Origin of the sequence: Methyloversatilis thermotolerans, from assembly GCF_000372885.1 — a bacterium.
Classification (GTDB): Bacteria; Pseudomonadota; Gammaproteobacteria; order Burkholderiales; family Rhodocyclaceae; genus Methyloversatilis; species Methyloversatilis thermotolerans.
Genome location: NZ_KB889967.1, coordinates 1,822,330 through 1,846,648, shown reverse-complemented (window position 1 = coordinate 1,846,648; position 24,319 = coordinate 1,822,330). Strand labels below are relative to the sequence as shown.

Annotated in this window: 21 protein-coding genes; 14 read left to right on the top strand and 7 right to left on the bottom strand. The window is 66.2% G+C overall.

Features of this window, described 5'->3' with window-relative positions:
- Positions 1 to 233: 233 nt before the first annotated feature.
- Positions 234 to 2,186, top strand: a complete 1,953-nt coding sequence (locus tag A3Q7_RS0108075) for an ATP-dependent DNA helicase (RefSeq protein ID WP_018411357.1) — start codon at positions 234 to 236, stop codon at positions 2,184 to 2,186.
- Between the two features lie 180 nt (positions 2,187 to 2,366).
- Here the strand turns inward: A3Q7_RS0108075 and A3Q7_RS0108070 are convergent, their stop codons facing one another.
- Positions 2,367 to 2,828 carry a four-helix bundle copper-binding protein gene (locus tag A3Q7_RS0108070; protein WP_018411356.1) on the bottom strand — a complete coding sequence of 154 codons (462 nt, stop codon included), beginning with the start codon at positions 2,826 to 2,828 and terminating at the stop codon, positions 2,367 to 2,369.
- 102 nt (positions 2,829 to 2,930) lie between these two features.
- Between A3Q7_RS0108070 and A3Q7_RS0108065 the strand changes: the two genes are divergently transcribed.
- Positions 2,931 to 3,557 carry a hypothetical protein gene (locus A3Q7_RS0108065; RefSeq protein WP_018411355.1) on the top strand — a complete coding sequence of 209 codons (627 nt, stop codon included), beginning with the start codon at positions 2,931 to 2,933 and terminating at the stop codon, positions 3,555 to 3,557.
- A 27-nt stretch (positions 3,558 to 3,584) separates the two neighbouring features.
- Here the strand turns inward: A3Q7_RS0108065 and A3Q7_RS0108060 are convergent, their stop codons facing one another.
- A complete protein-coding gene (locus tag A3Q7_RS0108060) occupies positions 3,585 to 3,836 on the bottom strand; it encodes a hypothetical protein (protein ID WP_018411354.1) in 252 nt (83 codons plus the stop codon).
- Positions 3,837 to 3,950: 114 nt separating this feature from the next.
- Between A3Q7_RS0108060 and A3Q7_RS0108055 the strand changes: the two genes are divergently transcribed.
- Together A3Q7_RS0108055 and A3Q7_RS0108050 are read left to right on the top strand one after the other, a co-directional pair.
- On the top strand, positions 3,951 to 4,619 hold the full coding sequence (locus tag A3Q7_RS0108055; protein ID WP_018411353.1) for an alpha/beta hydrolase: 669 nt from the start codon (positions 3,951 to 3,953) through the stop codon (positions 4,617 to 4,619).
- Between the two features lie 187 nt (positions 4,620 to 4,806).
- Positions 4,807 to 5,424, top strand: coding sequence for a PEP-CTERM sorting domain-containing protein (locus tag A3Q7_RS0108050; protein ID WP_018411352.1), 618 nt, complete (start codon positions 4,807 to 4,809; stop codon positions 5,422 to 5,424).
- 78 nt (positions 5,425 to 5,502) lie between these two features.
- Here the strand turns inward: A3Q7_RS0108050 and dinB are convergent, their stop codons facing one another.
- From dinB to A3Q7_RS0108035, 3 genes are all read right to left on the bottom strand, one after another.
- Positions 5,503 to 6,687 (bottom strand): DNA polymerase IV, encoded by a 1,185-nt coding sequence (gene dinB, locus A3Q7_RS0108045; protein WP_026224614.1) that lies wholly within the window; start codon positions 6,685 to 6,687, stop codon positions 5,503 to 5,505.
- Between the two features lie 2 nt (positions 6,688 to 6,689).
- Positions 6,690 to 7,826, bottom strand: coding sequence for a rhomboid family intramembrane serine protease (locus A3Q7_RS0108040; RefSeq protein ID WP_026224613.1), 1,137 nt, complete (start codon positions 7,824 to 7,826; stop codon positions 6,690 to 6,692).
- Between the two features lie 120 nt (positions 7,827 to 7,946).
- A complete protein-coding gene (locus A3Q7_RS0108035) occupies positions 7,947 to 8,855 on the bottom strand; it encodes a LysR family transcriptional regulator (protein ID WP_018411349.1) in 909 nt (302 codons plus the stop codon).
- 101 nt (positions 8,856 to 8,956) lie between these two features.
- On the opposite strand from A3Q7_RS0108035, the gene A3Q7_RS0108030 reads away from it, so the two are divergent.
- Positions 8,957 to 9,736 carry a sulfite exporter TauE/SafE family protein gene (locus A3Q7_RS0108030; protein ID WP_018411348.1) on the top strand — a complete coding sequence of 260 codons (780 nt, stop codon included), beginning with the start codon at positions 8,957 to 8,959 and terminating at the stop codon, positions 9,734 to 9,736.
- A 9-nt stretch (positions 9,737 to 9,745) separates the two neighbouring features.
- Here the strand turns inward: A3Q7_RS0108030 and A3Q7_RS0108025 are convergent, their stop codons facing one another.
- Positions 9,746 to 10,381, bottom strand: coding sequence for an LON peptidase substrate-binding domain-containing protein (locus A3Q7_RS0108025; RefSeq protein WP_026224612.1), 636 nt, complete (start codon positions 10,379 to 10,381; stop codon positions 9,746 to 9,748).
- 11 nt (positions 10,382 to 10,392) lie between these two features.
- A complete protein-coding gene (locus A3Q7_RS0108020) occupies positions 10,393 to 11,259 on the bottom strand; it encodes a DUF6279 family lipoprotein (RefSeq protein WP_157278134.1) in 867 nt (288 codons plus the stop codon).
- 169 nt (positions 11,260 to 11,428) lie between these two features.
- Here A3Q7_RS0108020 and A3Q7_RS0108015 point away from each other — a divergent pair, with 169 nt between their 5' ends.
- The 9 genes from A3Q7_RS0108015 (at position 11,429) to A3Q7_RS0107975 (ending at position 24,269) form a co-directional block, all read left to right on the top strand.
- Complete coding sequence (locus tag A3Q7_RS0108015) at positions 11,429 to 13,603, top strand: ABC transporter substrate-binding protein (protein WP_018411345.1); 2,175 nt, start codon at positions 11,429 to 11,431, stop codon at positions 13,601 to 13,603.
- Between the two features lie 46 nt (positions 13,604 to 13,649).
- Positions 13,650 to 14,627, top strand: coding sequence for an ABC transporter permease (locus tag A3Q7_RS0108010; RefSeq protein ID WP_018411344.1), 978 nt, complete (start codon positions 13,650 to 13,652; stop codon positions 14,625 to 14,627).
- Between the two features lie 70 nt (positions 14,628 to 14,697).
- On the top strand, positions 14,698 to 16,149 hold the full coding sequence (locus A3Q7_RS0108005; RefSeq protein WP_018411343.1) for an ABC transporter permease: 1,452 nt from the start codon (positions 14,698 to 14,700) through the stop codon (positions 16,147 to 16,149).
- Complete coding sequence (locus A3Q7_RS0108000) at positions 16,107 to 18,122, top strand: ABC transporter ATP-binding protein (protein ID WP_018411342.1); 2,016 nt, start codon at positions 16,107 to 16,109, stop codon at positions 18,120 to 18,122. Before A3Q7_RS0108005 ends, A3Q7_RS0108000 begins: the two co-directional genes overlap by 43 nt.
- 19 nt (positions 18,123 to 18,141) lie before the next feature.
- The gene (locus tag A3Q7_RS0107995; RefSeq protein ID WP_018411341.1) at positions 18,142 to 18,663 is read left to right on the top strand and encodes a GNAT family N-acetyltransferase; all 522 of its coding nucleotides are present in this window, start codon (positions 18,142 to 18,144) and stop codon (positions 18,661 to 18,663) included.
- Positions 18,664 to 18,918: 255 nt separating this feature from the next.
- Positions 18,919 to 20,871 (top strand): AMP-binding protein, encoded by a 1,953-nt coding sequence (locus tag A3Q7_RS21135; RefSeq protein WP_332309904.1) that lies wholly within the window; start codon positions 18,919 to 18,921, stop codon positions 20,869 to 20,871.
- Between the two features lie 10 nt (positions 20,872 to 20,881).
- Positions 20,882 to 21,781 carry a branched-chain amino acid ABC transporter permease gene (locus A3Q7_RS0107985; protein ID WP_018411339.1) on the top strand — a complete coding sequence of 300 codons (900 nt, stop codon included), beginning with the start codon at positions 20,882 to 20,884 and terminating at the stop codon, positions 21,779 to 21,781.
- Between the two features lie 11 nt (positions 21,782 to 21,792).
- Positions 21,793 to 22,860, top strand: a complete 1,068-nt coding sequence (locus tag A3Q7_RS0107980; protein WP_018411338.1) for a branched-chain amino acid ABC transporter permease — start codon at positions 21,793 to 21,795, stop codon at positions 22,858 to 22,860.
- Between the two features lie 83 nt (positions 22,861 to 22,943).
- Positions 22,944 to 24,269 carry an ABC transporter substrate-binding protein gene (locus A3Q7_RS0107975; protein WP_018411337.1) on the top strand — a complete coding sequence of 442 codons (1,326 nt, stop codon included), beginning with the start codon at positions 22,944 to 22,946 and terminating at the stop codon, positions 24,267 to 24,269.
- Positions 24,270 to 24,319: the final 50 nt, after the last annotated feature.

The window sequence follows — 24,319 nt, the reverse complement described above, 5'->3', positions numbered from 1 at the left end:
GGACAGTCGGCTTCGTCGCTGCAGGGTAGGCCGGTTCCGGCCGTGCGTGCAGCGCTGTCTGAAGCCAGCGCGATGGCCTGCGCGCAGACAGGGTGACCGTGAGGCGCAGCGGCAGGGTCTGCCCCGGCCGGACCGCGGCATCGCTCATTTCTTTGTCATTGACCGTGTCCGCTGTTGTCAGCGCATGATGCGGGCTGCGCTACACTCCCGGCGTTTTCGCTGCCCGTCCTGCCGTGTCCGACATTCCCGCACTTTTTGCTCCCGATGGTCCGCTTGCCAGCGCGATCGATGGTTTCTCGCCGCGACCGCAGCAGACGGACATGGCTGAGCGGGTGGCACAGGCCATTGCAGAGCGCGGCGTTCTGGTGGTCGAAGCGGGTACCGGCACCGGCAAGACCTATGCCTATCTGGTGCCCGCCCTGATGTCCGGCGCCAAGGTCATCCTGTCCACCGGTACCAAGACACTTCAGGACCAGCTCTATGGTCGCGATCTGCCCACGGTGCGCGGTGCGCTTGGTGTGCCGGTGTCCATCGCGCTGCTGAAGGGCCGGGCCAATTACCTGTGCCATTACCACCTGGAGCGCTCGCTGCAGGAAGGCCGCCTGGGCTCGCGCGAGGAGGCGTCGCATCTGCAGGCCATCGCGCGTTGGGCCAGGGTGACCTCGACCGGTGACAAGGCGCAATGCAGCGAGGTGCCGGAAGAATCCGGCGCCTGGGCGCTGGCCACCTCCACCCGCGACAACTGTCTCGGTCAGGACTGCCCGAACGCGAAAGAGTGTTTCGTCACCGCGGCGCGACGCGAGGCGATGGAGGCGGACGTGGTGGTGGTTAACCATCACCTGTTCTTTGCCGACCTCATGCTGCGCGACGAAGGCGTGGCCGAGCTGCTGCCCGCCTGCAATGCGGTCGTGTTCGATGAAGCCCATCAGCTTGCCGAGACGGCCACGCTGTTCTTCGGCGAATCCGTATCCACGTCGCAGATGCTTGAACTGGCGCGCGATACGCGCGCCGAGGCGCTGGTTGGCGCGAAGGATTTCAAGCCGCTGCCGGAATGCGCGGAACGCCTGGTCAAGGCGGCGCGCGATCTCAGGTTGGTGTTCCGCGAAGAGAACATACGGCTGTCGGCGCTGCAGATCGACGAGCGTGCCGCGTTCGCGCCAGCGCTGTCATCGGTGATCGATGTACTGAAGGAACTGGCCGGCCTGCTGGAAACCCAGGCCGGCCGCTCGGAAGGACTGGAAAAGTGCTGGCAGCGCGCGCTCGATCTGGTGGCGCGTGTCGAACGCTGGCAGACCGGCGAGCGTGCGACCGGCGCAGGCGAGGGCGCCGAGCGGGTGCGCTGGGCCGAGGTCTACACGCAGGCGCTGGCGCTGAACGCCACGCCTTTGTCGGTGGCCGACGTGTTCAGGCGGCAGATGGAAGACAGTCCGCGCGCATGGATATTCACGTCCGCGACCTTGTCGGTCGGCAACGACTTCACTCATTACTGTGCCGAGCTGGGCCTGCACGACGCCCAGACCGCGCAATGGGGCAGTCCCTTCGCCTACGAACAGCAGGCGTTGCTGTACGCGCCGGAGAACATGCCCGAACCCTCGGCGCCGACCTATGCCGAGGCGGTGGCGAAGGCGGCGTGGCCGCTGATCAAGGCCTGTCGTGGCGGCGTGTTCCTGCTGTGCACCTCCTTGCGGGCCATGAAGCGCATCCACGAACTGATCGAGGATCGCCTGTCGGCCTGGGATCCGGAACGTCCGCTGCTGCTGCAGGGGGACGCCACGCGCAGCGAACTGCTGGAGCGTCATCGCCGTGCCGGCAACGCGGTGCTGGTGGCCAGCCAGAGCTTCTGGGAAGGCGTGGACGTGCGCGGCGATGCTCTGCAGCTCGTCATTATCGACAAGCTGCCTTTTGCGCCGCCGGACGATCCGGTGCTGTCGGCCCGCATCGAGCATCTGAAACGCCAGGGGCGCAATGCCTTTGCCGAGTACCAGTTGCCGCGCGCGGTGATCAGCATGAAGCAGGGCGCCGGCCGGCTCATCCGCGACGAACGCGATCACGGCGTGCTCATGGTGTGCGACCCGCGGCTGGTGGACAAGCCCTATGGCAAGGTGATCTGGCGCAGTCTGCCGCCCATGCGCCGCACGCGCAGCGAGACGGTGGCCGTGCAGTTCCTCGAAAGCCTGGGTGGCTGAGCCGGGCGGGTGCACGTCGTGTTCATGGCAAGCGGTGCGCCGACATCGGCGCGCGTCCCGGTCGGCCGGTGCCTGGTCGCGATCGTTCTCGCCACGGCGCCCGCAAGTCGATGCGGACGGGGTGGGGGCCGGCCTTGTTCCCGCACAGCCTGCATGCGGGGTGCTGTCGTCAGCCGTGGATTACGCGGCCACCTTGCGGCAGGCTCTGGCGCACTCGACGCAGGCTTCGGCGCATTGCCGGCATTCGCTGTGCATCTTTTCGTGCTTGCGGCATTCCTTCTCGCAGTCGTCGCACACCGCCGCCGCCAGCGCGGCCATCTTGGGCAGATGGCGGGAATCGGCAGCCGCGAGCTTGAGCAGCGCATCGCAGGTCGCCAGCATGTCGCTCACCGTGACCGCGCAGGCGGCCATATCCTTGTCGCCGGTGGCCAGTACGCGCAGACATTCCGCGTGGCAGATTTCGCCCGCGCGCAGGCAGTTCGTCGTGCCTTCGAGCAGTGCCGCATGCTTGTGCGGGCCGCCTGGCTTCGCTTGCGCGTGATGATGGTGTTCGTGGCCGTCCGCGGCGGCGGCATTGCCCGCCAGCAGCAGGCCGCCCAGGCTGGCGGCGATACCGGCGCCGATCGCATTTCTTCTGTCCATGGGAATCTCCTTCGGGTAAAACCGATCTGATTGTTCCACATCAGCCGCCCGTGCGGCGCATCCGGCACACTTGCCATTGCCTGACATGAAAGTCCTGGAGTCGTGATTCTCGTCGAAGCGTTGCTGGTGATCATCAGTCTGGGCCTTGCCGCCCTGGTCCGCCCCTGGCGCATGCTGGCAGGACCGCTCGGCGCACCCTGGGCAGCGTCGCTGGTGATTGTTGCGCTGCTGTGGGTGCTGCCCCAGAAGCTGCCGGCCGGCATTACGATACAACTGTCGGGTGCCAGCCTGCTGGTGCTCATGTTCGGCTGGCCGCTGGCGGTGATCGAGCTGCTTCTTGTCGGTCTGGCCGTGTGGCTCACCGGCCGCTTCGGCTGGGAAGCGGTGCTGTCGCAGGTGGTCTGGATAGGGCTGGTGCCTGCGGCGCTTGCGCTCGGATTGGGGGAACTGGTGAGGCGCCTGTTGCCGGCCCATCCCTTCATTTATGTGCTCGGCCGCGGTTTCATCGGCACCGCGTTGTGCGTGTTCCTGGCGGGGGCCGCGTACGAAGGACTGCATCACCTGCTGGGTGGCGTGGCGGTGGAACATGCACTGGTGGCCCGCTGGCTCATGGCCTGGGGCGACGCCTTCCTGACCGGCATGCTGGTCGCCGTATTTGTCGCTTTCGTGCCGGAATGGCTGGCCACCTGGTCGGACAAGCGCTATCTCGAACCGCCCAAGTCGCCTTGAACCGCAGCCCGTCCTTCCCGATCGCGGCTACTGCTGGTAGGCCAGCTCCATCTCCGTGTCCAGTTCGATGACGCTGTCGAGTATGCGTGTGCACAGTCCTTCGTCCTCGTCCGACCACAGCGGTTCGACCGTTTCGTCGCGCGTGGCCAGCGGCGCGAGGTCGAAGTCGACATACTGGTCTCCCACCTTCAGCACCCGGGCACCCGACGGATGTTCGACCAGCGTCCAGTCGTCCGGCACCTGCAGTTCGGCGGTGACGCGCACGGTCAGTGTTTTCATGGATATTCCTCGCGGGGTTGGTGTTGGCGTGCGCACTGTAACGCGTTCGCGACGGCATCGGGGCAGCAGCCGATGCTCGCGCTATGCTTGCGCCCTTTTTCCACGGGATGCGCCATGACACTGGAGTCGATCGAACTGCTTTCCGGGCGGGAGGATGCGCCGGTACGCGCCAGCCTCATCGTGCTGCATGGCCTCGGCGCCGATGGCGGCGATTTCGTCCCGGTCTGCCGACGGCTCGGGCTCGAGTCGGTCGGTCCAGTGCGCTGCGTGCTGCCCCATGCGCCGGAACGCCCCGTCACGCGCAATGGCGGTTACCTCATGCGTGCATGGTTCGACCTGTATGCGCCGGGCGCCGACCAGGAGAACATGGACGATGTACGCGCCTCGCAAGTGCTGATCGATGGCCTGATCGACCGCGAGATCACGCGCGGCATTCCGGCATCGCGCATCGCGCTGATGGGTTTCTCGCAGGGCTGTGCCATGGCCTTGTACGCGGGTCTGCGTCATCCGCAGCGGCTCGCCGGCATCGTGGCGCTGTCCGGCTATCTGCCGCGCGCAGGCGTTCTTGCCGCGGAAGCCAGCCTTGCCAATCGCGATCTGCCGGTGTTCATGGCGCACGGCCGTCACGACAGCGTCGTTCTGCCCGAGCGCGCGGACAGCGCGCGTCGCGCGCTCGAAGCGCTGGGGCAGCCGCTGGAGTGGCGCGATTACCCGATCGATCACGAAGTGAGCATTCCGGAGATCGCCGACATCGGCCGATGGCTCCAGCGGGTGCTGGCGTGACGGCGCAGCAGGTCGATTCTGACATTTCGATGAAGGCGGGAACCTGCTCCATGCGGTCAGGTTCCATGACTCGCTTCGTGTGCTGACGAAGCCGTGCCGCGCGCCTGCGGGCGCCGCGTGCGCGCAGGGAGGATGGATCAAGAACCGGCCAACGGTCATGTCAATCTATCCACGGAGAGTCAGACCCATGTTGAAGAAGCTTGCTGTGTCAGCCGCTTTCGCGACCCTGTCCTCCGCCCCCTTCGCGGCTTCCGCCAACACCTCGATCGCGCCGGTCGGCCCGACGGTGACCGTGCTCACGGCCACGCCGGCCCTGGTGGCAGCCGGCGTGACGGTTTCCGCCCTCGGCGGCGGCTCGCTGACGCTCGATGCATCGGGCAATGCAGTGGGGTTGTTCCCGATCACCGGCGGTTTTCTCGACCCTGATCTGTCGAATGCGCGGGTCGAGCATGCCGGCAGCGGTCTGCGCCTGTCGCGCAACGGGGTGGATGTCGATCTCGAGAACTTCCTGATCGATACCACGCTGGCGCAGGACACCATTTTCGGCCGTGTCACGGTCGGCACCACGGTGCTCGATGATGTTCCACTGTTCTCGCTGACCGGCCTGAAGCTCTTCCTGACCGACAGCGCCGGAGATGCGCTGACCGGCTTCCTCGGTCTGCCGGATCTGGGCGGTGCGCAACTGGGTTTTGCGCTGACCAGCCCGGTCGCGGCGGTGCCCGAGCCCGAGTCGTATGCCCTCATGATCGCTGGTCTGGGTGCCATCGCCCTGATGGCACGCCGTCGCCGGTCCTTGCCGGCATGAGCGGGCGGCGCGGGGCGTTCGGCTGGGCCCCGCGCCGGCAACGCTGTCGTGCCCATCGCAGGCGTGGCAGCGGGCGGCTCAGAACGGCAGCGACAGCTGCGGGGCCTCGTCCTCGCCCGGCCCCGTCCGGGCATCGGCAGCCGGCAGCAGATGGCCGGCGCGCACGCCCAGCAGGCGGAAGCGGCGCTCCAGTGGCATGCGCTTGAGGCACAGACCGGCCTGGCGGCGTATCGTGGCCGCGTCGGCAGTGGCGTGCTCCAGCGTCAGTTCGCGCGTCAGGATGCGGAAATCGTCCTGCCTCAGTTTCACGCCTATCGATTTCGCCGCCACGCCACGACGCTGCAGGTCTGCGGCCAGCCGCTCGCACAGCCGGGTGAAGATGAGTCCAAGTTCGGCGCGGTCGTGCCGCGCATGGAGGTCGCGCTCGAACGTGGTTTCGCGGCTGACGGACTTCGGGTCGCGCGCGTAGCTGAGCGGGCGTTCGTCGTGTGCGTTTGCGGCCGCGTGCAGCCAGGCGCCGTAGCTGCGACCGAAGTGCTCGATCAGCCAGTGCGGTTGCGCAGCCGCCAGTTCGCCTATCGTGCGTATGCCCAGCGATTCGAGCCGCGCGTTCGCCTTCGGACCGATGCCATTGATGCGGCGCGCCGGCAGCGGCCAGATGCGCGCCGGAACGTCGGCTTCGGTGATCAGCGTGAGTCCGTGTGGCTTCTCCATATCGGAGCAGATCTTGGACAGCAGCTTGTTCGGCGACAGCCCGATCGAACAGCTCAGGCCGGTGCTTGCCTGCACGTCCTGCTGGATGCGACGCGCGATCGCGCGCACGCCCGCGTTCGGATCATCCGCATCGCCGTCCTGCGCGCCGGCGACATCGCTCAGGTCGATGTAGATTTCGTCGATGCCGCGGTCCTCGATCTGCGGAACGTGCTTCAGCACCGTCCGCTTGAACATGCGCGACATGCGCTTGTATTCGTCGAAGTCGGTCGGCAGCAGTACGGCGTCCGGTGCCAGGGCTGCCGCCTTCATCAGGCCCAGCCCGGAATGCACGCCAAAGGCGCGCGCCTCGTAGGTCGCCGTGGTCACCACGCCGCGGCCGGCGTAGTCGCGCAGGCGGGCGAAGCGACACGTGCCGTCGGCCTGCCGTTGCGGCTGGTGACGTGCGCCGCCGCCGACCACGACCGGCGCTCCACGCAGCTCGGGATAGCGCAGCAGCTCGACGGATGCGAAGAAGGCATCCATGTCGAGATGGGCAATCCAGCGCCGCATGGTCAGGGGCTGCGGCGCGGACCCGGTGCGGGCGGGCGCGCGCCGCCGCGGCTGGCCGCTTCCAGTGCGTCGCGCACCGCTTCGGCGTCGTGCGCACGCAGGCCTTCGACCAGCGCGCGCGAGGCGTCACGCCGGGCTTCGGCGTATTCGCGCAGCGCCGCGAGGGTGCCGGCCGATGGCGCGGACGGGCTCAATTGCAGTGCGCTCAGATCCTCGAAGCTGTCCTCGTAGGGCTGCACCACTTCCTGCTCGAGGCGCCCGGCCAGTTCGTCGAAGCTGGCGCCGCGTCGCTGCGCATCGTCCAGCAGCGCCGACCAGCGGCGGCTGATCTGCTTGTCCGCGCCGATGAAGGCGCTGATTTCATCGCGCGCCATCACCTCCTCGCTCCAGCGATAGCGCGGTGCCGGGATGGCGACGATGAGCGTGAGTACGAGCAGGACCAGCGCCATGCCGCACAGCCACTGTCCGATCGATGCGCCGACTTGACGGTATCTGCCGAGTACGCCGGAATTGTCCAGCGGCTGCACCAGCGCTCCGCCGGACAGCACCCCGGCGATGAAGCCGCCGATGTGGGCGCCGTTGTCGATGCCGGTGATGTTCAGGCCAAGCACGATGGTGATGCCGGCAAAAATCAGTGCGCCCCAGAACAGACGCAGGAACTCGCGCCGCTCCACCGTGTGCCTCTGTTGCCACAGATAGGCGAGCAGCGCGCCATATACCCCGAAGATGGCACCGGACGCGCCGCCCGATACCGCGCGATCGCCCTGCACGATGAGCGACAGCAGATTGCCGGTCAGGCCGCTGACGAAGTAGATGAACACGAAACGCAGGGAGCCGAACATGCGTTCCACCAGCCGTCCGCCGTCGAGCAGGGACAGCATGTTCATGCCCAGATGCAGGATGCCGAAGTGCAGGAACATGGCGGTGGCCAGGCGCCACCACTGGCCGTCCTTGGTGGCCGGGCCGAAATTGGCGCCCCACGCGAACTGGATGCCGTTCGACGAGTGCCACAGCCCGGCGCCGAACAGCAGCATGGCGCAGAACACGAGCACATTCACGATGATCAGCGCGAGGGTGACCGGCATGCGGGGCCGGCGCGCGAGCAACTGATCGAGAAGCGGAAGCGGAGAAGCGGTCACGAAGGGATCTGGGGTCGGGCCGTCATGTCTGGTTGCGAGGGTAGCATCCGCGGGCGTCCGGAAAGCCGAACGCCTGCACCGCAGAGTGTTTGCAAATGCACGATCCGCCCGCCGGACGCATCAGCTTGACGGCACCGGCGGGAAATCGGCGAAACGCCCGGCCAGGAAATCGACAAAGGCGCGCACGCGCGCCGACAGCCGATGATGGGGCGGCCACACCGCATGGATGTCCGCAGCCGTACCCGACCAGCCCGGCAGCACATGCAGCAGCCGGCCATCGCGAAGCAGCGGGGCGATGTCCCATTCCGAACGCAGCAGGATGCCGTGCCCGGCCAGCGCCCAGTCCACCGCGATTTCGCCATGGTTGACCGCAAGCGGACCGCGCACCTTCACGCGAACGTCCCGCGCGCCATCCGACAGCCCCCAGGTGTTGAACGCGTCGGTGTTCTCGCGGATGACGATGCAGCGGTGGTGACGCAGATCGGCTGGCGTGTCCGGCAGTCCATGGACGTTTGCATAGGCCGGCGCCGCGCACAGCAGACGACGGTTGTGGGCGATACGCCGGGCGTGTACATGGCTGTCCGGCGGCGGACCGAAGCGTATGCCCAGATCCATGCCGTGGGCCTCGAGATCCAGCGGCCGATCGCTCAGATGCAGGATGATGTCCACTTCCGGCCAGCGGGTGGCGAAGGCCGAAATGGCCGGTGCCAGATGGCGGCGGCCGAAGCCGAAGCCGGCATTGATGCGCAGCAGGCCGCGCGGAATGTCGCGGCTGGCGGCGAGGGAACGCTCCAGCGCGTCGATGTCGCGCAGGATGCGTTCGCCGTCCTCGAGGTAGCGCTCGCCCTCGGCGGTGAGGCTCATGCGGCGCGTTGTGCGGTTGAGCAGGCGCACGCCCAGCCGTGCCTCCAGCGCGGCCAGCCGGCGGCTGACCGCGGGCGGCGTCAGCCCCAGCTCCTGCGCTGCGGCCGCAAGGCTGGACTGGCGTGCCAGTACGCTGAAGAAGTGCAGATCCGCCGCATCACCCATTGATGATCCTGAATGCAATGATCGAATTAAATCTGATCCATTGTATTCGGGTGTGGACGGAATAGCATTCGCGCTCCGATCGATCAGGCCACCGGCGCGCGATGTTCCCGACCCAATTTCTCTGGATGTTCCCGCTCGGTGCCGCCGTCGGCTTCTTCGGCGGCCTGTTCGGCATCGGCGGCGGCGTGATCGCGGTGCCCTTGTTCGCGCTGGCGTTCGGCATGGACCAGGCGCTCGCCCAAGGCACCGCGCTGGTCATGATGGTGCCCAATCTGATCGTCGCGTGGTGGCGCTATCAGCAGAGGCATCCCGTCCCGTGGCGGCACGTGTTCGCGATCGCACTGCTGGCCAGCCTGACCACGGCGATCAGTGCGCACTTCGCCGCCCGGCTCGATCCTCTGCTGCTGCGGGCACTGTTCGGAGCGTTCATGTTCCTGCTGGCGCTTTCGATGTGCCGGCGGCCGCCTGTCGGTAGCGATCCGACGTGCCGGAACGCCGATCCGCGGCAAGCACGCCTGCCCGGCTCGCTGCTCCCCTGTGTGGGCGTCGTGGGCGGCAGCAGCATGGGGCTGCTCGGCATAGGCGGCGGTCTGCTCGCCACACCCTTGTTCGTGCGCCTGTTCGGCCAGCGACAGACCGTCGCGCAAAGCCTTGCGCTGGCCCTGGTGACCCCCAGCTCGGTGGTCGCGCTTGCCAGCTATGCGCAGGCACACAAGGTGGACTGGCAGATCGGACTGCCGCTGGCTGTCGGTGGCCTGTTTACCGTGTCGGCCGGCGTGGCGCTGGCTCACCGATTGCCGGAACGCCGCATGCAACAACTGTTCGCCATGCTGCTGTTCGCCAGCGCATTGCCGATGCTGCCTTGGCGTCTGATTGGCTGATGCGGGCGTTCAGCGCCCGCTCGCGCCGAGCTCGGTCCGGTCCAGCAGGTCGCCCACCAGTTCGAGCCGCAGCAGCGGGTCGGCAAGTTCCATCATGCGCTGGCGCTCTATGGTGCTGAGCGGCAGCAGTTCGCACCAGCGGTTCGCCACCCAGCCCGCGTCGTCCAGCCGACGCGGGCCGGGTACCTGCACGATGTCGGCGGCCGACAGCATGTCCAGCATGCGCACCAGGTGCTGCGGCAGATAGGTCAGTTCGACCGGAATCGCGCACGGCGCGTCATCCGCCAGCGGCTCGATGTCGGCCATCCACAGTCCATGCGGAAGCTGTGTGCGGCCGATCACGCGGAAGCGCGATTCGCCGCGCGTGACGATTTCGTAAAGCCCGGGATGCGGCTGCATGAAATCGGTGATGCGGGCCAGCGTACCCACTGCGCTGAATACCTCCCGGCCCGCCGTACCCGCATTGTGCACTTCATGCCCGGCCGTCAGTGATACGACGCCGAAGGGCGTTCCCGCACGATGGCATTTCTTGATCATGTCCAGATAACGCACCTCGAAGATGCGCAGCGGCAGGATGCCGTCCGGAAACAGCACCGTGCCCAGCGGAAACAGCGGAATGGCGGCCTGACTCAGTGAATGGTTCATCGGCATGGGCTTCAGGTTCGGTTGTCCGGTGGCGGGCAGCGCATGCCCTCCAGGTCATCGGCCAGCGCCTTCATTTCATTTGTCAGCTTGCGCTTCTGAGCGTCGGTCAGTGTGCGCGAGATCGCCGCCAGTGACTGCACGGCAAGTGTGCGGTTGGCGTCGAAGGCCTGTGCGTAGCCGGGCGTCCAGTGGTTCGCGGGCGATACCAGCAACGCTTCCAGCTCGCGCGCAAAGGCGTCGCGCGTCAGATCCTGACGCGCCAGCAGCGTGGCCATCGCCGATTGCCAGCGGCGCCGGCTTTCCAGCGCATCGTCGGGATCGGAGCGGATGCCGCTCGCCCAGCGATCGACGATGGCCACCTGTTCCGGCGTCAGCCGTCCGGTCCAGCCCTCGATCCGGTCGCGGATGCGCGCGCGGCGTTCACGCAGCAGCCTGTCCGGGGACGGCTCCACCCAGTCCTCGATGTATTCCCGCCGGTTGCGTTCGAAGCGCTTGTTCAGCGCCGCGATCTGTGCCGGACGCGCGGCCGCCAGCAATGGACCGACCTCCTTCGCGGCGTGAGCGGCCGCGATGCGCGCGAAGCCGAGCAGCGTATCGACATGCCGATCCATGCGCGCCTCGTCGGTGCCGCTGCGCAGATCCGCGTCCACACTGCGCAGCCAGGCCGCGTAGACCGGGAGCTGGCTTTCGCAGTGCCAATGAACGACCCGTGCGAGCGCCGGCTGCACCGCTTCGCGCTGGCCGCTGTCCAGCGGCAGATAGTCATCCAGCCGCCAGGCCATCAGACGGTCGGCCTGGCCATAGCCCATCTGCACCATGCTGCAGGCGGCAAGCAGGACGGCGACTGAAACCAGCAGGAGGGTCGAGCGGACGCGCATCGAATGCATCATAGGGTGTCTGTCACGGTGCACAGACTGCCTGCAGCGCCGGGGGTTCGCCACCTCGCATGTATCCTTGCCGGCCGTGGGCGGGCGCAGGCATCCAGGTCGGGGCGGAGGCGGTTGGCGAGCGTGCGCGGTCTCGCGCTGGCGCATACAATCGCCTCTCATGACCTTTGCCCGAACAGCCCTCCGCATCGCCCGTCCGCTCCTGGCGGCCGTCTGTGCTCTGGCGTTGGAGGGCTGTGGCGAGGTCTGGAACGACCCGTATCCGGCCGCGGAAAGCGGGCGCAACATCCTGTATTCCGCATTCACCGATCGTCCCAAGCATCTCGATCCGGTGCAGTCCTACAGCGAGAACGAAATCACCTTCACGGCGCAGATCTACGAAGCGCCGCTGCAATACCACTTCCTGAAGCGACCTTACCAACTGGTGCCGGCCACCGCCGAGGCGATGCCGGTGCCGCGCTTCCTTGATCGGGACGGTCGCGAGTTGCCGGCCGACGCGCCGGCCGCCGACATCGCCGAATCGGTCTACGAAATCCGGCTCCGGCCAGGCATCCGCTATCAGCCGCATCCGGCACTGGCGCGCGATGAGGCAGGGCATTATCTGTATCACGAGGGTGGCCCGGGCGAGCGGCGCACGCTGTACGACTTCGAACACAGCGGCACGCGCGAGCTGGAAGCGGACGACTACGCCTACCAGATCAAGCGCCTCGCCCATCCCGGCCTGCATTCGCCGGTGTTCGGGTTGATGAGCGAATACATCATCGGCCTGAAGGAACTGGGCGAGGCGCTGAAGTCGGCGGCGAAAGCCGCGCCCGGCCAGTGGCTGGACCTGCGCCGACACGATCTGCCCGGGGTCGAGGTGGTGGATCGTCACACCTACCGCATACGGCTCAAGGGCAAGTACCCGCAGTTCCTGTACTGGCTCACCATGCCCTTCTTCGCGCCCATTCCGTGGGAGGCCGACCGCTTCTACAGCCAGCCGGGCATGGCCGAGCGCAATCTGACGCTGGACTGGTATCCGATCGGCACCGGCCCCTACATGCTCACGCAGAACGATCCGAACGCGCGCATGGTGCTGACGCGCAATCCGAATTTCCGCGAGGAAAGCTACCCCTGCGACGGCGATCCCGGCGACCGCGAGGACGGTCTGCTGGACGATTGCGGCAAACGCCTGCCGCTGGTCGGTCAGGTGGTGTTCACGCGCGAGAAGGAACAGATTCCCTATTGGAACAAGTTCCTGCAGGGCTATTACGACGCTTCCGGCATCAGTTCGGAATCGTTCGATCAGGCCGTGCAGTTCGGACAGAGCGGCGAGGTGAACCTGAGCGACGAAATGAAGGCCAAGGGCATAGAGCTTGAAACGTCGGTATCGAGCTCGACCATGTACATGGGCTTCAACATGCTCGATCCGCTGGTGGGTGGCCAGGGTGAACGTTCGCGCCTGCTCAGACAGGCGATAGGCATTGCGCTGGACCAGGAGGAATACATTTCCATCTTCCTGAACGGGCGCGGACTGCCGGCGCAGTCGCCGCTGCCGCCCGGCATCTTCGGGCATCGCGAGGGGCGCGAAGGCATGAATGGGGCGATGTATGACTGGGTGGACGGCCAGCCGCAACGCAAGTCCATCGACGAAGCCAGGACGCTGCTGGCGAAGGCGGGCTGGCCCAATGGCCGCGACGCGAAAACCGGCGAGGCGCTGGTGATCAATCTCGATACCACCGGCACCGGTCTGGGCAGCAAGGCGCGCACCGACTGGCTGGCCAAGCAGTTCGACAAGCTGGGCGTGCAACTGGTCGTGCGCAGCACCGACTACAACCGTTTCCAGGACAAGATACGCAGTGGCGCCGCCCAGCTCTTCTTCTGGGGCTGGAATGCCGACTACCCGGATCCGGAAAACTTCCTGTTCCTGCTGTACGGGCCGCAGTCCAAGGTGAAGGCGCAGGGCGAGAACGCTTCGAACTACGAGAATCCGGAGTTCGACCGGCTGTTCGAGCGGATGAAGGCCATGGACAACGGACCGGAGCGGCAGGCGGTGCTCGACCGCATGCTGGACATCCTGCGCCACGACGCGCCCTGGGTGTGGGGTTTCCATCCGAAGAGCTATGGCCTGGAACACGGCTGGGTCCATAACCGCAAACCGTCGACCGTCATCAACAACACCCTGAAATACAGCCGTATCGATCCTGCGCAGCGCGAGACGAAGCGTGCGGAATGGAACCGGCCGGTGCGCTGGCCGCTGTTGGCCGGCGTGGCGCTGCTGCTGGCCCTGGTGTGGCCGGCGTGGCGTCACTGGAAGCGCTCGGAACAGGCGAGAGCGGTGGAGGTGCGCGCATGAGGGCGTGCGCGAACTGTCAGAGGCCGCTCCGGCGGGAGATTCAGCCATGATGGCCTATATCGTGCGTCGCCTGCTCTACGCCATCCCCATCCTGATCGGCGTGAACCTCATCACCTTCGTGCTGTTCTTCGTCGTCAATTCGCCGGATGACATGGCGCGCATGCAGCTCGGTGCAAAGCGCGTGACACCGGAGGCGATCGAGAAGTGGAAGGCGGAGCGCGGCTATGACCGTCCATTGGCATGGAATGCCGAGGCGCAGGGGCTGGCCCGGCTCACCGACACCGTGTTTTTCGACAAGTCCATCCGCATGTTCGCCTTCGACTTCGGTCGCGCAGACGACGGCCGCGACATCGCGCTCGAAATCACCGGCCGCATGGGTCCCAGCCTGGCGATCGCGCTCCCCACCTTCGTCCTCGGCCTGTTCGTCACCATCAGTTTCGCGCTGCTGCTGGTGTTCTTCCGGAATACGGCGCTGGATATCGGCGGCGTCGTGCTGTGCGTGATCGCGATGTCCATCTCCACCCTGTTCTACATCATCGGTGGCCAGTACCTGGTGAGCAAGGTGTGGAACCTGGTGCCGATCTCCGGTTATGCGCCGGGGCTGGACGCCGGCAAGTTCCTCATCCTGCCGGTCATCATTTCCGTGGCCGGCGGCATCGGTTCGTCGGCGCGCTGGTACCGCACGCTGTTCCTCGAGGAGATCAACAAGGACTATGTGCGCACGGCGCGCGCCAAGGGGCTGTCCGAACTGCGCGTGCTGTTCCGCCATGTGCTCAAGAACGCGATGATTCCCATCCTGACCGGCGTGGTGGTGGTGATTCCCATGCTGTTCATGGGTTCGCTGCTGCTGGAAAGTTTCTTTGGCATTCCCGGACTGGGCAGTTACACGATAGATGCCATCAATGCACAGGACTTCGCGGTCGTGCGCGCCATGGTGTTCATCGGCTCGGTGCTCTACATCATCGGCCTGCTGCTGACCGACCTGTCCTATACGCTGGTCGATCCACGGGTGAGACTGCATTGATGGCCTTCTCGCCCAGCTTTTTCCTCGGGGCGTGCCCGGGGCGGTGCGCGATCGGGCCGGAGGCCGGACCATGAACTTCAAGCCCCTGTTCCTCTGGTCCGACCTCCTGCTCTGGGCGATGGTGGCCGGCTGTGTGCTGCTGGCCGTGCACTGTCGCCGTCACGATTACCTGCGGCGTGCCTGGCGGCGGGTCGGCGAATCGTCGGTGGGCATGGCTTCCGCCACCGTGCTGGCCGCCTTCATTGCGGTCGGCCTGCTCGATTCGCTGCATTACCAGCCCCGGCTGCCGGCGCAGGAGGGCAGCAGCGAGGTGCAGTACGCGCCGGAAGTGCTGTCGGCGCTCGATGCCTTGCTCGCCGACCTGCGGCTGAACAAGGAAAAGACCTATTCCGCGCCGCTCGCCACCCATGCCTTCGCCCGGGAAACGGTGGAGCGCGACGGGGTGCAGTCGCGGGAATTTCCTCGCCTGCGCTTCGGTGGCGCCCATCTGCAGGACCTCTCGCAGCGCGAGGCCGATCTCGCGCGACGGGCGCTGGCGGGCGCGTTGTCCGGCCTGCTGCTGTGGGCGCCGCTCGCCGCGTCGGCAGCGTGGGCGATCGCCCGCTCGCGGCGCATCGCCTGGCGCGTTGCCTGTTGCCACCTGCTGCGGCCGGCACAGGCGGTGGAGCGACCGGTTGCCTGGCATGCCGTGCTGCTGACCGCGGCGCTGCTGTGCGTCGGTGGTGGCGTGATCGCCGCGTGGGCCGATGCTTACCACGTGTTCGGCACCGACAAGGTGGGGCAGGACGTGCTCTACCTGTCGCTCAAGTCGGTGCGTACCGCATTGCTGATCGGCACGCTCACCACGCTGGTCACCCTGCCGCTCGCGCTGGCGCTGGGACTGCTGGCCGGTCTGCGCGGCGGCTGGTGGGACGACGCCATCCAGTATCTGTATACGGTGCTCAACTCGATTCCGGGTGTCCTGCTGATTGCCGCCATGGTGCTCATGATGCAGGTCATCATCGACACGCATCCGGAATGGTTCGCCACCGCGGCCGAGCGGTCCGATGCGCGCCTGCTGGCGCTGTGCTTCATCCTCGGTCTCACCTCGTGGACCGGACTGTGCCGCGTGCTGCGGGCCGAAACGATGAAGTTGCGCGAACTGGATTACGTGCAGGCCGCGCGCGCCTTTGGCGTCGGCGACCTGCGCATCATGGTGCGCCACCTGCTGCCCAACCTGATGCACATCGTGCTCATATCGGTGGTGATGGACTTTTCCGGCCTGGTGCTGTCCGAGGCGGTGCTGTCCTACATCGGCATCGGCGTCGACAGTTCGATGAACAGCTTTGGCACCCTGATCAACGCAGCGCGCCTCGAGCTGTCACGCGAACCGGTGGTGTGGTGGTCGCTGGCGGCCGCGTTTGTGCTCATGCTGGCGCTGGTGCTCGCGGCCAACCTGTTCGCCGACGCGGTGCGCGACGGTTTCGATCCGCGTTTCCAGTGGCGTGCGCGCCGCGCGCCAAGAAAAGGGGCCGTCGCATGAATGCGCCGCTGCTGGAGGTGCGTGGGCTCACCGCAGAACTCGACACGCCGGTGGGTATCGCGCGTGCGGTCGATGGCCTGGATGTCGATCTGGCGGCGGGCGAGACGCTTGCGCTGCTCGGCGAATCCGGCTGTGGCAAGTCGATGACCGCCAGCGCACTGATGCGCCTGCTGCCCGACGTCGGCTATATCGCGGAAGGCAGCGTGCGGCTGGCTGGCTGCGAGCTGACGCATCTGACCGAGGCGCAGATGCGCACCCTGCGGGGCCGCGACATGGCCATGATCTTCCAGGAGCCCGGCACCAGCCTCAATCCGGTGCTCACCGTCATGCAGCAGATCGGCGAGGTGCTGGCCACCCACCGCGGCCTGCGCGGAGAAGAGGCGCGCGCACGTGCGCGCGAACTGCTCGCCGCGGTGGGCATTCCGGACGCCGCGCGCCGGCTGGACGAATACCCCTTCCAGTTCTCCGGTGGCATGAAGCAGCGCGTCATGATTGCGATGGCTCTGGCCGGCGAGCCGAAACTGCTCATCGCGGATGAGCCGACCACCGCGCTCGACGTGACCATACAGGCGCAGGTGCTCGATCTTCTGTTGCGGCTGCAGCGCGAACGCGGCATGGCCATGCTGCTCATCACGCACGACCTCGGTGTGGTCGCGCGCATGGCGCACCAGGTGGGGGTCATGTACGCGGGACAGCTCATCGAGCGCGCGCCGCGCGAGCGCTTCTTTTCCAGCCCCGCCCATCCCTATTCGCAACTGCTGTTCGCCGCCTTGCCGGAGAAGGCCCGCCGCGGCGAACTGGCGACCATATCGGGCAGCGTACCGCCGCTCACTTCGACGTTTCGCGGCTGCCGTTTTGCCGAGCGCTGCCCGCACGCCTGGGCGCGCTGTCACGACGAGGTGCCGGTCTGGCACGAAGCTGGTGAAGCGCATCGGGTGCGCTGCCATCTGTACGACGGCGTACAGACCGAGCGTGGCGCGGCCATGCCGCGCGATCCGGGGCCGGGGGCATCCGACCCCGGATCGGATACCTCGCAGGTGCTGCTGTCGGTGCGTGAGCTGACGGTGCATTTCCCGATACGGCGCGGCGTCCTGCAACGCACCGTCGGCCATGTACGCGCGGTCGACGGCCTGTCGCTGGATATCGCGTCCGGGCGCACGCTGGCGCTGGTGGGCGAATCGGGTTGCGGCAAGACCACCGCGGGCAAGGCCATCCTGCGCCTGATCGAACCGACGGCCGGCGCGGTGACGCTGGAGGGTGCCGACGTCATTCATGCGCGGGGTCGGGCGCTCGCCAGCCTGCGCGCGCGCATGCAGATGGTGTTCCAGGACCCCTATGGTTCATTGAATCCGCGCATGCGTGTCGGCGACATCATTGCCGAGGGCATGACGGCCTTGCAGCGGCCCGGCGATGTGGCGACGCTGCTCGAACAGGTAGGACTGCGCCCGGACATGGCCGACCGCTATCCGCATGAGTTCTCCGGCGGCCAGCGCCAGCGCATCGCGATCGCCCGCGCACTCGCGGTGCAGCCACGCCTCATCGTGTGCGACGAACCCACGTCGGCGCTCGATGTGTCGGTGCAGGCGCAGATACTCAATCTGCTGCGCCGCCTGCAGCGCGAACTCGGCCTGAGCTATCTGTTCATCACCCACAACATCGCCGTGGTCGATCATCTCGCGCACGATGTCGCGGTCATGTATCTCGGCCGCATCGTCGAGATCGGTCCGGTCGATGCAGTGCTGCGCCGTGCGCGCCATCCCTATACCCAGGCCTTGCTGTCGGCGGTGCCGCGCATCGATGCGCCAGGGGTAGCGCAGAAGCTGGCGGGCGACCCGCCTTCGCCGTCGCACCCTCCGCATGGCTGTGCCTTCCATCCGCGCTGCCCGCGCGCGCAGGCGCGCTGCGCCAGCGACTCGCCCGCACTGGCGGCAGACGCGGCAGGACATCCAGTGGCTTGCTGGTTTCCCGACTGAAAGCGCCATCCCGTCCACGATGCATTTCGTCGCCTGCACAGCCGAGGAGCACGCCGCCGCGCTGCTCGACATCCTCAACCACGAAATCCTCACCTCGACCTCGCTGTACGACTATCGACCGCGCACGCTGGCAAGCATGCAGTCGTGGTTCGAAGCGAAGCGAGCGGCCGGACGTCCGTTGATCGGAGCGGTCGATGACGCCGGGCGGCTGTTGGGTTTCGCCAGCTACGGCACCTTCCGCAGCTTGCCCGCTTACAAGTACACGGCCGAGCATTCCATCTACGTGCATCCCGACTGCCGCAGCCGCGGTGTCGGGCGCGCGCTGCTCACGCGACTGATCGAAGCTGCCCGCGACCAGCAGTTGCATCTGCTGGTCGGTGTAATCGACATGGCCAACAGCGCCAGCATCGCGCTGCACGAGTCGCTCGGATTCACGCATGCAGGCACCCTGTCGCAGGCCGGATTCAAGTTCGGGCACTGGCTGGACGTGGGTTTTTTCCAGCGGACGCTCGATACGCCCGCGCATCCGGTCGACGGGTGAATTTCCCGCTCGTCGCTGGACGCCCTGGTGGCGAGCCCCGACCGGCCGGTCCCGTCCCGCCTGCAAGCTTTTCTATCCCTCATGTTGCAGCGCGACTGGCATTTCGCCACCGAAACATGTATCACTAGCGCCCGCGTCGCCCGGACGGCATGTCCGCCCGCGGCATACCGCTTCAGGTTTCCAGCAGCATTGCAGCAGCGGCATCTCCGGATGCCGTGCAAGTGAATTTCCAAGCACCCGACGGCCAAGCCCGTAATGACGGATCAGCAGGGAGAGACACGGATGGCAAGTGCGGCAGACACTTTTCCCAGACTGCTTCTGCAGAATGCGGGCTCGAGGGGACAACGTCCGGCCATGCGGGAAAAGCGGCATGGCATCTGGCAGACCCTCACCTGGCAGGACATGGCGAACGACGTGGCCGCGCTCGCGGCGGCGCTCGTGGCACGCGGGCTGGAGCGCGGTGATCACGTCGCCCTGATCGGCGACAACCGTCCGCGGCTTTATGTCGCGATGAGCGCCGTGCACTGGCTGGGCGGTATCGCGGTACCGCTGTCGCACGACGTGACGACGGACGAACTGGAGGCCGCGCTGCGCAAGCTGGACATTGCGCATGTTTTCGCGGAGGACCAGGAGCAGGTGGACAAACTGCTGTCCGTCCTGCCGCGCTGTCCCGGTGTGCGGACCATCATCTATGACAACGAACGCGGCATGCGTCCCTATCTGCAGCCGCAGCTCGCCAGTTTCCGCACGTTGCTCGAGCAGGGGCGGGCCTCGGCGGCTCAGGTCGCGGCCGAGGCCAACCGCGGCGAGGCCGGCGATGCCGCGCTTCTGCTGTTTGCGGGCGACAGCGGCAAGGGCGCGGTGCTCAGCCACATCGAGTTGATCGAGCGGGCGCGCAGGCATGCGGTCAGCGACGGGCTGCACGAAGGCGACGTGGTGGTCGCATGCCTGCCGCCGTCCTGGCTCGATCAGAACCTGTTCAGCTATGCGCAGCCGCTGCTGGTGGGACATTGCGTGTGCTACCCCGAATCGCCGGACACGCTGCTGTCCGACATGCGCGAAATGGGGCCGAGTTATCTGCTGGCGCCGTCTTCGGTGCTCAAGGGCCTGCAGCGCAACGCGAACAGCCGCATGGACGATGCGGGCAGGCTCAAGCGCAGACTCTATCGTCGGCACATGCGTGGCGACGCGTCGCTGTTCGGAGACTGGCTCATCCATGCGCCGCTGCGCGACGTGCTCGGCATGAGCCGGATACGCGCGGCCTATATGGCGGGCGAGGCGGCCGATGACGAAACGCTGGCGTTTTTCCGTGCCATTGGCATCGGCGTACGTCAGACCGAGGGCGGGCGTGCCAGTGCCGCACCCGCGTCGCAGCTTGCCGCGACCGACGCCAACGACAGGCAAGCGCTACCGGTCACGGCGCCGCGCGCGTTTCCCGTCGGCGATCCGATACTCGAGCTGAACAATATTTCCCTGCGTTTCGGCGGCGTGAATGCGCTGACCGACATTTCCTTCAATGTGCGGGAACACGAGGTGCTGGCCATCATCGGGCCGAACGGCGCGGGCAAGAGCTCGATGCTCAACGTGATCAATGGTGTGTACCGGCCACAGCAGGGCAATATCGTGTTCCGCGGCAGGAGCCTGACCGACATGACACCGACACGCGCGGCGCACATGGGCATTTCACGCACCTTCCAGAACATCGCGCTGTTCAAGGGCATGTCCGTGCTGGACAACATCATGGCTGGCCGCACGCTGAAGATGCGTGCCAGCTTCCTCGAGGTGGCGCTGCAGTTGCCGCGGGCGCGTCGCGAGGAGTCGGACAACCGCGCGGTGGTCGAGCAGATCATCGAATTCCTCGAAATCGAACAGGTCCGCAAGACGCCGGTGGCGCGGCTGCCCTATGGACTGCAGAAGCGGGTGGAGCTTGGCCGGGCCCTTGCCGCGGAGCCGGACATCCTGCTGCTGGACGAGCCCATGGCCGGCATGAACATCGAGGAGAAGCAGGACATGTGCCGCTTCATACTGGACGTGAACGATCACTATGGCACCACGGTCGTGCTGATCGAACACGACATGGGCGTGGTCATGGACATTTCCGATCGCGTCGTCGTGCTGGATTACGGAAAGAAGATCGGAGACGGCACGCCGGAAGCCGTGCGCGCCAACCAGGATGTCATCGACGCCTATCTCGGCGTCGCTCACTGAGGAGTGCCGGATGAACGTCCAGTTCTTCATCGAGGTGCTGGTGGGCGGACTGCTTTCCGGGGTCATGTACGCACTCGTGGCGCTCGGCTTCGTGCTCATCTACAAGGCCTCCGGCGTGTTCAACTTCGCCCAGGGCGCCATGGTGTTCTTCGCGGTGCTGTCCTTCGTCGGCTTCATGGAGCTGGGTCTGCCGTTCTGGGCCGCGCTGCCGGTCACGGTGGTGCTCATGGTGGCCACCGGCATGCTGACCGAAAGATTCGTGCTGCGTCCTCTGGTGAGCCAGAGCGAAGACACGCTTTTGATGGCGACCATCGGACTGGCCTTCGTGATCGAGGGCATGGCGCAACTGGTGTGGGGCGTGGATGTGCGCCGTCTCGACCTGGGTATCCGCGATGAGCCGATCGGCTGGTTCATGGACAGCACCGGCATCCTGGTGAGCCAGCTCGACATCACCGCCGGCGTGGTGGCCGGCCTCATGGTCGCCATCCTTGCGCTCATCTTCTCGCGTACCAAGGTCGGGCGGGGGCTGCGCGCGGTGGCCGACGATCACGCCGCGGCGCTGTCGGTCGGCATACCGCTCAAGCACATCTGGGGTCTGGTGTGGGCCACTGCCGGCATCGTCGCGCTGGTGGCTGGCATGCTGTGGGGCGCGCGCTCGGGCGTGCAGTTCGCGCTGATCGGCATCGCGCTGAAGGCGCTGCCGGTGCTCATCATAGGCGGCTTCACATCGGTGCCCGGCGTCATCGTTGCCGGCCTCATCGTCGGCGCGGCCGAAAAGCTGACCGAGGTCTACTTCGGTCCCATGGTCGGCGGCGGCATAGAGGGATGGCTGCCCTATGTGCTGGCTGTCTTCTTCCTGCTGATCCGGCCCGAGGGCCTGTTCGGCGAGAAAATCATTCGACGCGTCTGAGGAGGACGGCCATGCTCTACCGGGAAGCCGGACAGTTCCATACCAGCTACACGTCGGACCGCCAGCTGTTTCCGTTGAAGCAGGACCGTATCGGCATGGTGATCATGCTGCTGGTCGCTTTCGTGGCGATTCCGCTGCTCAGTTCCGACTACTGGTTGTCCGCCATCCTGATTCCGTGGCTCATCCTGGCACTGGTGGCGCTCGGGCAGAACATCCTGATGGGCTACGCGGGCCAGTTGTCGCTTGGCTCGGCCGGCTTCATGGCGGCAGGTGCGTTCGCCTGTTACAACCTCATCCTGCGCGTGCCGGATATTCCGTTCCTGCTTGCCGTACTGCTGTCCGGTCTGATCGCCGCATGCATAGGCATCCTGTTCGGCCTGCCTTCGCTGCGCATCCGCGGCCTCTACCTCGCGGTGGCCACGCTGGCTTCGCAGTTCTTCATCGTATGGGCGCTGGACAAGTTCGGCTGGTTCAAGAATTACGATCCGGCGGGCGTGATCAGTGCCCAGCAGATCGTCATGTTCGGCCACACCTTCGCGTCGCCCGCTGAAAAGTACCTGGTGGTGCTGAGCATCGTCGCCGTACTGACGCTGCTGGCCAAGAACATGGCGCGTGGCAGCACCGGCCGGGCATGGCGCGCGGTGCGCGACATGGACGTTGCGGCCGAGGTCATGGGCCTGTCCCTGCTGCGCACCAAGCTGCAGGCCTTTGCCATCTCGTCCTTCTACTGCGGCGTCGGCGGAGCCCTGTTCGCCTTTGCCTATCTGCAGACCGTCGAGCCGTCGGCCTTCAACATCGAGCTGTCCTTCCGCATCCTGTTCATGGTCATCATAGGCGGCATAGGCACCATACTCGGCTCCTTCCTCGGCGCAGGTTTCATCCTGCTCATGCCGGTGTTCCTGAACATCCTGTTCCACGCGGTGGCCGGACACGCAGTGGACGCGACGATACTGTCCGCGCTCGAACAGATCATCTTCGGCGCACTCATCATCATTTTCCTGATCGTGGAGCCGCTGGGCCTGGCCCGGATCTGGCAGCTCGCCAAGGAGAGGCTGCGTCTGTGGCCCTTCCCGCACTGAATGCCGCGTTTTCCTTCCTGAGTTCGTTTCGCGTTGCACCCGTCGCAGGCTTGTCCTGCTCAACAACGACCGAGGAGAGACTCATGATCAACAGGATAGTGCGCCTGATCTGGCTCGGCATTTCCGCCGCGCTGATCGCCCTTCCGCTGCATGCCGAGGAACAGTACTTCGGCATTCCAAGCAGTCGCGTCGGTCCGTACTCCGCCATGGGAACGGGGTATTACGGAGGCATCATCGACTATCTGACCTACGTGAATCTCAAGGGCGGCGTGAATGGCGTCAAGCTGACCTGGAGCGAGTGCGAAACCGAGTACAACGCGGCGCGTACCGTCGAGTGCTATCAGCGACTGCTCAACAAAGGCAACCAGAAGATGGTCGTGTTCGACACCCTGGGCACCCCGGGTGCCTATGCGGTGATCGGTCGCATGGCGCAGGATCAGGTCGTGCTTGCGCAATACGGTTACGGCCGCACCGATGCGGCAGACGGCACCGTGTGGCCCTGGGTGTTCAACGCCGCCGGCCACTACTGGGGGCAGATCGGCGTGAAGCTCGCCTTCATGGCGCAGAAGGAAGGCGGCATCCCCAAGATGCGCGGCAAGAAGATCGTGCACCTGCATATCGACACCGCGTACGGACGAGAACCGCTGCCGGCAATGCGACAGTTCGCCAAGGACTGGGGGTTCACGCTGATCGAGATCGCGATCGCGCCGCCCGGCCTGGAGCAGCAGTCGCAGTGGCTGCAGATCCGCCAGGAAAGACCGGACTGGGTCACCTTCTGGGGAGCCGGATCCGGCATGAATTCGACCGCGATCACGACCGCCGCCCGCGTCGGCTTTCCGCGCGAGAAGATGATCTACGTGACCTTTGGCGGCGCCGAGGAGGACATGCTGCCGGCGGGCGACGCGGCGAAGGGTACCTATGTTTCGGCCAATGCGGTGCCCGGCGATTTCCCGCTCATCGCCGATATCAGGAAGGTGGTGTATGGCGCCGGCAAGGGAAACATGCAGAACAAGGAGCGTGTCGGCACGGTGTATTACAACCGTGGCGTGGGCGCCGCCATCATGTGGATCGAAGCGCTGAAGAATGCGCAGGCCATCCATAACAAGAAGGGCAAGGCCGTCACGGGGCCGGAATTCCGCGATGGTTACGAGGCGCTGGACATGAGCGAAGCGAAGCTCAAGGAACTGGGGGTGCTGGGTATGCTGGCGCCATTCAAGCTTTCGTGCGCGAAGCATGATGGCGCCGAGAAGTGGCGCATGATGCAGTGGGATGGCAAGAAGTTCCAGTTGGTATCCGACTGGGTGAATCCGCCCAACCAGGCGCTCATCCGTTCCATGATCGAGGAATCGGCCGCCAAGTATGCGAAGGAGAACAACCTCACGCCGAGGTCGTGCCCGCCTTCGAGCTGATGTCCGCATGGCGGCGCGTCAGCGGCGCGCCGCGCGCCCGTTCACCCGAT